We start from the raw sequence: 11,566 nt of genomic DNA, 5'->3' as shown, positions 1-11,566 counted from the left end.
CGCATTTCGCAAAATGACCGTGTTTTCAGCGCCCCCTGGGCCCCCTGCCGCTTTTTCGCGCAGCGCTTTTCCGCTTTCTCCGCCGCCACCGAGGTCAACGGAGGAAGAGGGACCAATGAACGGAGCGGATACCGCCTGGATCATCACCGCCACCGCGCTTGTCTTGTTCATGACGCTGCCGGGGCTGGCGCTGTTTTACGGAGGGCTCGTGCGGGCCCGCAACGTGCTCAGCGTCTTCATGCATTGTTACGCCATCGCCTGCCTGATGAGCGTCTTGTGGTTCGCCTTCGGCTATTCCATCGCCTTCGGCGACGGCGGCGCGCTCTGGGGCGGCTTGGGCAAGATCTTCCTCAGCGGGGTCACCGCCGACAGCCTGTCGGGCACCCTGCCCGAGGTGCTGTTCTTCGCCTTCCAGATGACCTTCGCAATCATCACGCCCGCGCTGATCGTCGGCGCCTACGTCGAGCGCGTGGGCTTCGGCTTCGTACTGCTGTTCTCGGGGCTCTGGATGCTCCTGTGCTACGCGCCGGTGGTGCATTGGGTCTGGGGCGGCGGGATGCTGGCCGATGGCGGCATCTTCGGCGAGACCGGCGTGCGCGACTTCGCCGGCGGCATCGTGGTGCATGAGACCGCGGGCATCGCGGCGCTGATCCTCGCGGTCTTCCTGGGGCCGCGGAAGAAGAACACCATCCCGCCGCACAACCCCGGTTACACGATGATTGGCGCGGCCATGCTCTGGGTCGGCTGGTTCGGCTTCAACGGCGGCTCGCAGCTCGCCGCCGACGGTGGCGCGGCCATGGCCCTGACGGTGACGCATATCTCGGCGGCCACCGCCTCGCTGACCTGGGCGCTCTGGGAGAAGCTGAAGTTCGGCAAAGCGAGCCTCGTGGGCATGGTCACCGGCACCATCGCGGGCCTGGCCTCGATCACCCCGGCCTCGGGCTTCGTGGGCCCCGTCGAGGCGCTGATCATCGGCGCGGTCGCGGGCATCCTCTGCCAGGAGGCGGTGAACCTGATCCGCAACCGGTTGAAGATCGACGACACGCTCGACGTCTTCGCGGTGCATGGCGTCGGCGGCATCTTCGGCACGGTGATGATCGCGGCCTTCGGCGCGGGCAGCTGGGCCGCGCAGCTCGGCAGCCTGGTGATCGTCGGGGTCTTCACCCTGGTCGTGACGCTGGTGCTGGTCATCGTCTGCCGGGCGATCACGCCGCTGCGCGTCACCGAGGAGGACGAGCACAACGGGCTCGACATCTCGGTGCACGGCGAGCGGGCCTACGACGTGGCGAGCTGAACGCGCCCACGCAACAGACGACAGAAAGGCGGGTCCAAGCGGCCCGCCTTTTTCTTTGGCTCTGGGGGAGATCGGTGGGGTCTTGCAGCGTGGTGGCCGTCAGTCCCCTCGGCCTCTCTTCTCAGTCAAGGCTGCCCGGCGCCACCCTGCCCTGGACACCTCGCGGGCCCAAGCGTCCACCTCAGCCCAGCCGCAAGACCAAGCCCCGGCGCTAGCCGTAAAGCTCGGCCGCCCGGCGCTCGAAGGCGCGCACGATGCGCTGCATCGCCTCGTAGAAGAACATCCCCGCCGCGCCCTGCAGGATGCGGTTCTTGAACTCGAAATCGACGTGGAAGCTGACCTCGCAGCCGCCGTCCACGTCGCGGAAGGCCCAGCGGCTCTCCATGTAGCGGAACGGCCCGTCGAGATACTCGGTGTCGATCTTGCGGTCCTCGGGGAACAGCGTCACCCGGCTGCCGAAACGCTCGCGGAAGACTCGGAACGAGATCACCAGGTCGGCCAGCATGACCTTTCTGTCGGCTTTCTCCTCGGTCGACCGGATGCGCGCGGCGGCGCACCATGGCAGGAAGTCCGGGTAGGATTCGACATCCGCGACGAGCCGGTACATATCGTCCGCCGCATAGGGCAAAGTCTTGGTTTCGGAATGCTTTGGCACTGCCTCGCTCCGCTGGTGACAACCGCTCGTCATGTCGTATAGAGGCGAGACAAAATCAAGGGAACGAGATGTCCCAACCTAGTTACGTGATCGACGAGATGATCTCGGCCAAGGCCATCGCGGCGCGCATCGAGGCGCTGGCGCAAGAGATCGAGAAGGACTTCAAGGACACCAACAAGCTGGTCGTGGTCGGCCTCTTGCGGGGGTCTTTCGTCTTCATCGCGGACCTCGTCCGCGAGCTTGGCCTGCCGGTGGAGGTGGATTTCCTCGAGGTCTCCTCTTACGGCGATTCGATGGAATCGAGCCGCGAGGTGCGGATCCTGAAGGACCTGCGCACCGGCATCGAGGGCCGCGACGTGCTGGTCGTCGAGGACATCGTCGACACCGGCTACACGCTGAGCCACGTCATCAAGCTTCTGGAAAGCCGCGCGCCCCGGCAGCTGCGGACCATTGCGCTGCTCGACAAGCCGACGCGCCGCGAGGTGGACATCCGCGCCGATTGGATCGGCTTCGAGATCCCCGACGAGTTCGTGGTCGGCTACGGCATCGACTACGCGCAGCGCAACCGCAACCTGGGCTTCATCGGCAAGGTCCGCTTCACGGAGTGAGCATGCGCTGGCTTCTGAGGATGCGGCTCTGGGCGCAACGCCCCAAGAGCGAGACGCAGGTGAAGATCCTGCTGGGCATCGTCGGTCTCTGCCTGGCGCTCTACGCGGTGGAGCGCTGGATCGGCTGGCCCGAGGCGCTGACCTTCGAGGCTTATTCGCCGCCGAACCGGGTGTCGCGCTAGGCGCGCGGGTGTGGAGGGGCTTGGCTCGCGGGCGTCGTTTGGCGGCCTTCGGGACGCTTGGGGATTAAGCTCGCACGGCGTGACCGCCGCCCCCCCCCTGCCCCGAACCTCACCGCAAAAAGCGATCCGCCCTCAGAACACCATGCCTTCGGAGAGCGGCTGCCCGTCGCGGATCCGCGCCCAGCCCAGCGGGCCGAGATCGAGGCTGCGGTAGGCGCCATGACGGATCCATTCCGCCACGCCCCGCCCCGCCGCGGGCGCGTGCTGCACGCCGTGGCCCGAGAAGCCGGTGCAGAAGACCAGGTTGCCGAAGCGGTCATGCGGGCCGATCACCGCGTTCTGATCTAGCATGTTCATCTCGTAGTGCCCTGCCCAGGTGCGGTCGAGCCGAAGCTCCTCCATGGCCGGAACCCGGTGCGCGAGGTTTGGCCAGAAGAGGTCGAGCAGCAACTCGTGGTCGGGCTCGAGGTCCTCGGGCGGGTGGTCGTCGCGCTCGGGCGGGGGCTGGATGCCGCCGATGAAGCCCTGCCCCTCGGGACGCAGCCAGAAGCCCGAGACATCGCAGGTGAGCGGCAGCCCCGCCGGATCGACCGGCGCGCGGAAGGCGAAGGCGGTGCGCTTCTTGGCCACGACCGGCAGGTCGATGCCGAGCCCGGCGACCAGCGGCGCCGAATGCGCGCCCGCGGCCAGCACGCACCAGTCGCAGGGCAAGGTCGTGCCGTCTTTCAGGACCACCTGGGTCACCGCGCCAGCCTGGGCTTCGAGCCCCGTGACCTCGCCGGTCAAATAGTCGACGCCGGCCTCCCGCGCCCGGGCCCGCGCCTGGGTCAGCATCGACCAGGCGTCGAACCAACCCTCATTGCGGGTGCCGAGCGTGCCGCAGGCCAGGTCCTCGGTGTTCAGATGCGGAAAGCGCCGGGAGAGCTCGGCGCGGTCGAGCAGCGCCACCTCGGCGCCTGTGGCATTCTGCATCTCGGCCAGCCGGGCGCGGTGCTCGGCCCCGGTCTCGTCGGCGAGGACCAGGTAGCCCTCCTCGCGGAAGGCCATGATCTCGCCCGCCTGGCGCAGGTAGTCGGCGCCGAAAAGCGACATCTCGACCAGGAGCGGCGTGTCGAACTGGGTGCGGATCCCCGCCGCCGAGAGCGCCGTCGAGGCGCGGGCATAGCTCGGGTCGCGCTCGACCACGGTGATCGGGCCGGCAAAGCCCTGATCCCGCAGCGACATGGCGCAGAACGAGCCCATGGCCGCGCCGCCGAGGATGACGACGCGGGAGGCCTCGGGGCTCCGCGCCGCGCTCACTCGGGCACGGGCACGGTGTAGTTCAGCACCATGCGCCCGCCGTCGGGATAGATCGTCTGGCCCACCACGTAAGAGGCATCCGGGCCGCAGAGGAAGGCTGCGACCGAGGCCACCTCGGAGGGTTCCCCGCAGCGCCCCGCGGGCGTCCGCGACAGGATGGTGTTGCGCGCCGCGTCGGACTGCATGACCGACTGGCGCACCATGTCGGTCAGGATCGTGCCCGGCCCGATGGCGTTGACGCGGATGCCGTGCTTGATCAGCCCGATCGACATGACCGCGGTGAGCTGCTTCATGCCGCCCTTGGAGCAGGCATAGGCGACGGTGTTGGGGATCGCGAGTTCGGCGTTGACCGAGGACATGTTGACGATGGCGCCGCCTTCGCCCTGGTCGATCATCGCCCGCGCGGCGGCCTGGCCCAGAAGGAAGGGCGCCTTGAGGTTGACCGCCATAGTCTGGTCGAAGCCGTCCTCGGGGAAGTCGACGAAATCGGCCTGGACGATGATGCCGGCGTTGTTGATCAGCACGTCGCAGCGCCCGAAGGCCTCGCGGCAGGCGGCGACGATCTCCGCGGCGCCCTCGGCGTTGAGCGTCGAGAGATCGGCCGCATGGGCGACGGCGTTCGCGCCGAGCCGATCCGCGGCGGCGAGCAGCGCCTCTTCCTTGACGTCGACCATGAGCACCCGGTCGCCGTCGGAGATGAAGCGTTCGGCACAGGCCAGCCCGAGGCCCTGGGCGGCCCCTGTCACGATCACGGCGCGGTCGGTCTCTCGCATATGGCGGCTCCTTGATGGGGGGATTTTGCGCCACTGTGACAGGCTCGTCCCGGGGCGCAAGCCCGGGATTGGGGGGCTTGGGGTGGGCAGGTGGCGGGCGGCTGGGGGAGCTGCCGGGGGTCGGTCTGGGGTGTCTCCCGCAGAGGCCACCCCGGCACCCTCTCAACACGCCCCACCCGAGGGCGCGCGCCGGACCGGGGGCCGGCGCTACTGAGTTCTGAGCGAGGCGCTTTATCCCGGCAAGGTCAGGACTAGAGAAAGGCTGAGCACGCCACCCCAAAGAGCGCCGGCCCATCGGGCCGGTCCGGCGCGCGCCCGGCACCCTCAGTGCTGTTCGGGCGCAAGAAGGCCGGACTTCAACCGATCTCTCTCACATGCACAGGCCGGTTTGTTGTGTCACACGCAGACACCGCGCCCACCAACCTCTCAACACGCCCCACCCGAGGGCGCGCGCCGGACCGGGGGCCGGCGCTGCCGACCTCCGAGCTATGCGCTTTATCCCGGCAAGGTCAGGACGAAAGAGACGCTAAGCACGCCACACCAAGGAGCGCCGGCCCATCGGGCCGGTCCGGCGCGCGCCCGGCACCTTCGGTGCTATTCGGGCGCAAGAGGAGCCAGCTTCCCCCGATCGCACTGATGCAAAGGACAGTCTTGGGGGGTCTTCCGCAAAAAGCGCGTCCCCCCCTTCACCAAAGGCCCAAGCTGAGGGCGCCAACATCCCTACCCCAGCTCCTCCACCAGGAAATCCGCCGGCCCGATAACACCAACCTCGGTCTCCACCGCCTCGGCGTTGTGGTTGAACCAGAAGCGCTCGGTCGCGGTCTCGCGGCAGCGCACGCCCTCGGGCAGAACCCGCAGCGCCACCCCGGCCCTGTCAGCCATCCAGGCCACCAGCCGGTCGAGCGCCGCGGCATCGCCCCAGCCGCCCATGTAGAGCAAGCGTCCGCCGCGCATGGCGACGGGCTGGCCCGCCTCCGTGGCCAGCACCACCTCGGCCCCGCCCTCGATCTCCTCGAGGTAGCGCGTCGCGGCGCCGCCGCCTTCAAGCGGCAGGGGCATGTCGGGGCGCAGGCTCTCGACACGGGAGACCCGCAGGTCGAGCCCGGGCATCGCGGGCGGCAGCGGCACGGGGATGGAGAACTCGCCGTCCCGCGCGCCGCTTCGAGGGCCGATCAGCACCTCGGCGCCGCAGCCGCTCAGCCGCGCCTTCAACTCCTCGGGCATGTGGTTCAGCCCCGGCGCCAGCACCATGGCATAGCCCGAAAGGTCGCCCTCGGGCGGCAGGATGTCGATGCTGAGCCCGGCCCGGCGCAGCGCCCGGTAGTGATCGAGCACCAGGTCGAAATAGGACAGTCCCGCGCCATGCGGCTGCACCTCCCAGGCCCAGGCCGCGTCGAAATCGAAGATCAGCGCGACCGGCGCGCGACCCGCCGTCACCTCGGAACGCGCGGAGAGCTCGCGGGCCACCTGCTGCGCCTCGCCATAGGCGGGCGCCTCGGCGCTGTCGGGGCGCAACATGCCGGTGTGGAGCTGCTCCTGGGCGAAAGGCGCCTGGCGCCAGCGGAAGTAACAGACCGCCTCGGCGCCATGGGCAAAGGCCTCCCAGGTCCAGAAGCGCACCATGCCCGGCAAGGGCGAAGGATTGTGCGGCGCCCAGTTCACCGGCCCGGGCTGCTGCTCCATGACCCACCAGCGCCCCCGCCCCGCGGCGCGGTAGATGTCGTGGTGGAAAGCCTGGAAATCCGGCTCGCCCTGGCGGGCGTAGCGGCGCTGGGTCTGGGCATCCGCGCCGACCCGGTCCTCGAGAAAGCCCAAGGGATAGGAATCCCAGGTCACGAAATCGAGGTCTTCGCCGACCTTGTAGTGATCGAAGCCGGTCTCGCGGCCCATGTAGTTGTGCGAGATCGGCGCCTTGGAGCGGGCGCGGATGATCTCGACCTGGGCGCGGTTGAAGCGCACCACCTGGTCCGAGGAAAAGCGCCGGAAGGCCAGGCTATGGGCCGGGTTGGGCTCGGTCACGGTTAGATGGGGCAGCTCGATCTGGTCGAAGCTGTCGTAGTCCATCGACCAGAAGACATTGCCCCAGGCGCGGTTCAGCGCCTCGACCGACTGGTAGCGCTGCGCCAGCCAGTCGCGGAAGGCGTCGCGCGCCGCCTCGGAATAGGAGACCGCGGTGTCGTGGCAGCCGTATTCGTTGTCGGTCTGCCAGGCCGCGAGATGCGGGTGATGGCCGTAGCGATCGGCCAGGGCGGTCACGATCCGGCGGCATTCGGCCAGGTAGCCTTCATGCGAAAAGCAGTAGTGCCGCCGCGAGCCGTAGCCGCGCGCACGGCCGTCGACGTCGCGGGCCAGCATGTCGGGGTGTTTGTCGACCACCCAGCGCGGCGGCGTGGCGGTGGGCGTGCCGAGGACGACCTTCAGCCCCGCCTGCCCCAGGACATGCATGGCGGTGTCGAGCCAGTCCCACTCGAATCGCCCCGGCGCGGGCTCGAGCCGCGACCAGGCGAACTCGCCGATGCGGACCCAGGTGAGGCCCGCTTCGACCATGCGCCGGGCGTCCTCTTCCCAGATTTCGCGGGGCCAGTGTTCGGGGTAATAGCAGGTGCCAAGCGTGCGGCGCATCGGGGGCTCTCGCGGTCAGGGAATGTGGGGGAGACGACGGATCAGCCGGGCAGCGCGTCCCAGGCCGTGACGACCTGGGCGGCGCGCCGGGCGACCTCCTCGGGGGTGAAGCCGGGCTTGTAGAGGCTGGTGCCCATGCCGAAGCCGGTCACGCCCGCGGCGCGCCAGTCGGCAAAATCCTCGGCCCCGACCCCGCCCACGGCATAGGTCTCGGCCTCGGGCGGCAAGACGGCGGCAAGCGCCTTGAGCCCGTCGGTGCCGAGCTTGAAGGCGGGAAAGAGCTTCAGCCCGTCGGCCCCGGCGCGGAGCGCGGCAAAACACTCGGTGGCGGTAAAGACGCCGGGGTAGGATTGCATGCCCGCGGCTTTCGTGGCGCGGATCACCTCGGGGCAGCAGTCGGGCGAGACCACCATTCCCGCGCCGATCCCCGCGAGCCTGTCGACCGCCGCGGGATCGAGCACCGTGCCCGCGCCGATCAGCGCGCGGTCTCCGCAGGCGCCGACCATGCGGTCGATGCTGTCGAAGGGATCGGGCGAGTTCAGCGGCACCTCGATCCGGTCGATGCCCTGCTCGAGCAGCGCCTCGCAGATCGGCACGGCCTCGTCGGGGGTGATCCCGCGCAGGATGGCGATGACCTTGCGGCTCATGATGCGGCCTTTCTGAGTTGGGCCCGGGCGGCGGTCAGCCCGGCAAGCGTGATGTCCTCGGCGTCGAGCCGGTCGACGGCGGCGCCCTGGGCTTCGAGCGCGCGGGCATAGGCCTCGGCCTGGCCGCCGTTGCCGGCGACGATCACCGGCTGGCCCAGCCAATAGGCGCGCGCCCCGGCAAGCTCCATGCCGATGAGCTGCCCGGAAAGCCGCGCCAGCGCCGTCTCGGGTGGCAGATCGGCCAGCAGCGCCTCGGCGCGCAGCGAAAAGAGGTTGGCGGCCAGCGGCGCGGGCCGCGACATGGCATCCGAGACCGCGGCGTCGAAGGCCGCGGCGTCCCAGCCCTCGGTGCCGAGCGAGTGGCGCAGCACCGAGGCGTCGCGCAGGAGCGCGAAAATCTCGCCGGTCATATAGGTGCGGAAGCTCACCACCTCGCGGGCCGAGCATTGCACCCACTTGGTATGGGTGCCGGGCAGGCAGATGGTGCCGTCGAACTCGGGCCGAGCGGCGAAGATCCCGGCGATCTGGGTCTCCTCGCCGCGCATGACGTCGGCGGGCTGGGCCTGCTTGATCCCGGGCAGGATGCGCACCGCGAGGCGCGGATCCTCGGTCGCGACCTCGGTCGCGGCGTCAAGGCCCGGCGGCGCGCAGGGCACCGCGCGGTAGGGCGCCTCGGCCCAGCCCTGGCGCGAGCCCGCCATGCCGCAGACCACCACGGGCACCGCCCGGTCGGCGGGCAAGGCATCGCCCACGAGGTCCAGGAGCGCCGGCTCGAAACCCGCCCGGTCGAGCCGGTTCATCCCCTGGTCCGAGCTGCGCCGGTCGGCCACCGCGCCGTCCTGGCCGATCAGCCAGGCGCGCAGGTTCGAGGTGCCCCAGTCGACCGCGATCCAGTCGAGCGCCGCCATCAGCCCGTCACCACCACGCCGCCGTCGACCACCAGCGCCTGGCCGGTCATCATCCGGCTGGCCGCGGAGGACAGGAAAAGCGTCGGCGCCACGATGTCCTCGGGGCCGAGGTGGTCCTTCAGGCACTGCTTGCCGAGATGCGCCTCGAGCGCGGCGGGCTCGGCCCATTTGTCGAGCTGCTTCTGGGTCAGAACCCAGCCCGGCGCCAGCGCGTTCACGGCGATCCGGTCGGGGCCGAACTCGCGGGCGAGGCTGCGGGTCATGCCGTTGATGCCGGCATTGGCGGTCGTATAGGCGGGATAGCCCGCGTTCCCCATCATGTAGCTGATCGAGGTGAAGTTCACGATGCGCCCGCCGCCGGCCTTTTGCATGCCCGGGATCACCGCCTGGCAGGCGAAGAAATAGGCCTTGAGGTTGATGTCCTGGGACCAGTCCCAGAACTCCTCGGTGACCTCGAGCGCGCTGTGGCGCTGGTCGTTGGCGGCGTTGTTGACCAGCCGGGTGATCGGGCCATGCGCCTTGGCGGCGGTCTCGATGGCGGCTTTCAGCGCCGCGACATCGGTGATGTCGCACTGGATGAAGAGCGGCCGGTTGCCGGTCGAAGCCGTGACCTCCTCGACGAACTCCGAGGCGTCGGAGCGGCCGACGAAGGCGACCTTGGCGCCCTGGCGCAGGAAGCCCTCGGTCAGCGCGGCGCCGATGCCCGAACCGCCGCCGGTGATGAAGACCGAGGCGTCCTTGAGGTCGGGATAGGTTGCGGTGTCGCTCATCAGTGGCTCTCCCTGGTGACGGGCCGCGTGTCCTTGCCGACGAGGAAGTCGAGATCCGCCCCCCGGTCGGCCTGCAGCACGTGGTCGATATAGAGTTTCGCGTAGCCGCGCTCGTAGCGCGGCGGTTCAGGCGCCCAACGCGCGCGCCGGGCCTCGAGTTCGTCCTCGGCGACCATGAGCTCGAGCTGCCCTTTCGAGGCGCTGACGCGGATGCGGTCGCCGGTCTGGACCAGCGCCAGCGGGCCGCCGGCCTGGGCCTCGGGGCTGACGTGCAGGATCACCGTGCCGAAGGCGGTGCCCGACATGCGCGCGTCCGAGACCCGGATCATGTCGCGCACGCCCTCTTTCACCAGCTTGCCCGGGATCGGCATGTTGCCGACCTCGGCCATGCCCGGGTAGCCCTTGGGCCCGCAGCCCTTGAGCACCAGGATGGTCTCGGGCGTGACCGGCAGGTCGTCGCGGTCGATATTGGCCTTCAGCTCCTCGATGTTCTCGAAGACATAGGCCTCACCCTCGTGCTCCAGCAGGTGGTCCGAGGCCGCCGAGGGCTTCACGATGGCCCCGTCGGGCGCGAGGTTGCCGCGCAGGACGCGCAGCCCCGCCGCCGGTTTCACCGGGGCGTCGAAGCTGTGGATCACGTCGCGGTTGTGGCATTCCGCGCCGGTCCCATAGGCCGAGATGTCCTGGCCCAGCACCGTCTGCGCGGTCTCCAGAAGGCCCTTCTGCATCAGCTCGTTGAGGATCACCGGCATGCCGCCGGCGTAGCAGAAGTCCTCCATCAGGTATTTGCCCGAGGGCATGCAGTTGGCCAGAAGCGGCACCTCGGAGCCGTCCTCGAAGGCCGAAAGGTCGAGGTCCACCCCGACCCGGCCGGCGATGGCCAGAAGGTGCACCACCGCGTTGGTCGAACCGCCGACCGCGGCATTGGCGCGGATCGCGTTCAGGAAGGCCTCGCGGGTCAGGATCTGCGAGGGGCGCAGGTCCTCCTCGACCATCTCGACGATGCGCTTGCCGGTCAGATGCGCCAGCGCCTTGCGCCTGGCGTCGACCGCGGGCAGCGCGGCATTGGTGGGCAGCGACAGACCCATCGCCTCGCAGAGCGAGGCCATGGTCGAGGCGGTGCCCATGGTCATGCAGACCCCGACCGAGCGCGACATGCCCGATTCCGCGGCCATGAAGTCCTGCAGCGTCATCTCGCCCGCGCGGACCGCCTCGGAGAACTTCCAGACGTCGGTGCCCGAGCCGATGTCGCGGCCCTTCCACTTGCCGTTCAGCATCGGCCCCGAGGAGACCACGATCGAGGGCAGATCGACCGAGGCCGCGCCCATGACCTGGCCCGGCGTGGTCTTGTCGCAGCCGCCCAGGAGCACGACGCCGTCCATGCCGTAGGCGCGGATCGATTCCTCCACGTCCATCGACAGGAGGTTGCGGAACAGCATGGCGGTGGGCTTCATCTGGGTCTCGCCCAGCGACATGACCGGGAATTCCACCGGGAAGCCGCCGGCCTCCCAGACGCCGCGCTTCACCGCCTCGGCGAGGTCGCGCAGCCCGGCGTTGCAGGGGGTCAGCTCGGACCAGGTGTTGCAGATCCCGATCACCGGGCGGCCGTCGAAGGCGTGGTCGGGGAAGCCCTGGTTCTTCATCCAGGAGCGGTGGATGAAGCCATCCTTGTCGAGCTTGCCATACCAGTTGGCGGAGCGGCGGGTCTTGGTCATCTCTGTCCCATCATTTGCTCTTCTATGGCGGCGGCAGCCCCGGTCCGGGGCCCCACGGCCTGTCGTGTCTTGCCCGCCCGGACCTCGGGCGCG

The 11,566-nt window shown here is 69.4% G+C and carries 11 protein-coding genes; 3 read left to right on the top strand and 8 right to left on the bottom strand.

The annotated features are described in order from the left end of the window. Positions 1 to 115 precede the first annotated feature (115 nt). Positions 116 to 1,294 (top strand): ammonium transporter, encoded by a 1,179-nt coding sequence (locus ACX938_RS03415; protein WP_459429991.1) that lies wholly within the window; start codon positions 116 to 118, stop codon positions 1,292 to 1,294. A 211-nt stretch (positions 1,295 to 1,505) separates the two neighbouring features. Here the strand turns inward: ACX938_RS03415 and ACX938_RS03410 are convergent, their stop codons facing one another. Then, the gene (locus ACX938_RS03410; protein ID WP_459429990.1) at positions 1,506 to 1,949 is read right to left on the bottom strand and encodes a type II toxin-antitoxin system RatA family toxin; all 444 of its coding nucleotides are present in this window, start codon (positions 1,947 to 1,949) and stop codon (positions 1,506 to 1,508) included. A 68-nt stretch (positions 1,950 to 2,017) separates the two neighbouring features. Here ACX938_RS03410 and hpt point away from each other — a divergent pair, with 68 nt between their 5' ends. Together hpt and ACX938_RS03400 are read left to right on the top strand one after the other, a co-directional pair. Then, a complete protein-coding gene (hpt, locus tag ACX938_RS03405; RefSeq protein ID WP_459429989.1) occupies positions 2,018 to 2,557 on the top strand; it encodes a hypoxanthine phosphoribosyltransferase in 540 nt (179 codons plus the stop codon). A gap of 2 nt (positions 2,558 to 2,559) precedes the next feature. Continuing rightward, complete coding sequence (locus ACX938_RS03400) at positions 2,560 to 2,739, top strand: hypothetical protein (RefSeq protein WP_459429988.1); 180 nt, start codon at positions 2,560 to 2,562, stop codon at positions 2,737 to 2,739. Between the two features lie 132 nt (positions 2,740 to 2,871). Here ACX938_RS03400 and ACX938_RS03395 read toward each other — a convergent pair whose 3' ends face one another. The 7 genes from ACX938_RS03395 to ACX938_RS03365 all read right to left on the bottom strand — a co-directional run bounded on the left by ACX938_RS03395 (position 2,872) and on the right by ACX938_RS03365 (position 11,473). Then, positions 2,872 to 4,038 carry an NAD(P)/FAD-dependent oxidoreductase gene (locus tag ACX938_RS03395; RefSeq protein ID WP_459429987.1) on the bottom strand — a complete coding sequence of 389 codons (1,167 nt, stop codon included), beginning with the start codon at positions 4,036 to 4,038 and terminating at the stop codon, positions 2,872 to 2,874. Continuing rightward, positions 4,035 to 4,811: an SDR family NAD(P)-dependent oxidoreductase gene (locus tag ACX938_RS03390; RefSeq protein ID WP_459429986.1), complete on the bottom strand. Its 777-nt coding sequence runs from the start codon at positions 4,809 to 4,811 to the stop codon at positions 4,035 to 4,037. The genes ACX938_RS03395 and ACX938_RS03390 overlap by 4 nt, the downstream gene beginning before the upstream one ends. 720 nt (positions 4,812 to 5,531) lie before the next feature. Next, a complete protein-coding gene (locus ACX938_RS03385) occupies positions 5,532 to 7,433 on the bottom strand; it encodes a beta-galactosidase (protein WP_459429985.1) in 1,902 nt (633 codons plus the stop codon). A 41-nt stretch (positions 7,434 to 7,474) separates the two neighbouring features. After that, a complete protein-coding gene (locus ACX938_RS03380) occupies positions 7,475 to 8,080 on the bottom strand; it encodes a 2-dehydro-3-deoxy-6-phosphogalactonate aldolase (protein WP_459429984.1) in 606 nt (201 codons plus the stop codon). Next, positions 8,077 to 8,988 carry a 2-dehydro-3-deoxygalactonokinase gene (locus ACX938_RS03375; protein ID WP_232754937.1) on the bottom strand — a complete coding sequence of 304 codons (912 nt, stop codon included), beginning with the start codon at positions 8,986 to 8,988 and terminating at the stop codon, positions 8,077 to 8,079. The genes ACX938_RS03380 and ACX938_RS03375 overlap by 4 nt, the downstream gene beginning before the upstream one ends. After that, positions 8,988 to 9,758 (bottom strand): SDR family NAD(P)-dependent oxidoreductase, encoded by a 771-nt coding sequence (locus ACX938_RS03370; protein WP_232754936.1) that lies wholly within the window; start codon positions 9,756 to 9,758, stop codon positions 8,988 to 8,990. Before ACX938_RS03370 ends, ACX938_RS03375 begins: the two co-directional genes overlap by 1 nt. Next, positions 9,758 to 11,473, bottom strand: a complete 1,716-nt coding sequence (locus tag ACX938_RS03365; RefSeq protein WP_459429983.1) for an IlvD/Edd family dehydratase — start codon at positions 11,471 to 11,473, stop codon at positions 9,758 to 9,760. The genes ACX938_RS03370 and ACX938_RS03365 overlap by 1 nt, the downstream gene beginning before the upstream one ends. Positions 11,474 to 11,566 lie beyond the last annotated feature (93 nt).

This window comes from Roseivivax sp., assembly GCF_054552075.1.
This window is presented reverse-complemented; position numbering and strand designations above follow the sequence as displayed.

Coding starts and splice junctions, on each gene's coding strand:
- ACX938_RS03415 (WP_459429991.1), top strand. CDS start 116: ATGAACGGAGCGGATACCGCCTGGATCATCACCGCCACCGCGCTTGTC.
- hpt (WP_459429989.1), top strand. CDS start 2,018: ATGTCCCAACCTAGTTACGTGATCGACGAGATGATCTCGGCCAAGGCC.
- ACX938_RS03400 (WP_459429988.1), top strand. CDS start 2,560: ATGCGCTGGCTTCTGAGGATGCGGCTCTGGGCGCAACGCCCCAAGAGC.
- ACX938_RS03390 (WP_459429986.1), bottom strand. CDS start 4,811: ATGCGAGAGACCGACCGCGCCGTGATCGTGACAGGGGCCGCCCAGGGC.
- ACX938_RS03385 (WP_459429985.1), bottom strand. CDS start 7,433: ATGCGCCGCACGCTTGGCACCTGCTATTACCCCGAACACTGGCCCCGC.
- ACX938_RS03380 (WP_459429984.1), bottom strand. CDS start 8,080: ATGAGCCGCAAGGTCATCGCCATCCTGCGCGGGATCACCCCCGACGAG.
- ACX938_RS03375 (WP_232754937.1), bottom strand. CDS start 8,988: ATGGCGGCGCTCGACTGGATCGCGGTCGACTGGGGCACCTCGAACCTG.
- ACX938_RS03370 (WP_232754936.1), bottom strand. CDS start 9,758: ATGAGCGACACCGCAACCTATCCCGACCTCAAGGACGCCTCGGTCTTC.
- ACX938_RS03365 (WP_459429983.1), bottom strand. CDS start 11,473: ATGACCAAGACCCGCCGCTCCGCCAACTGGTATGGCAAGCTCGACAAG.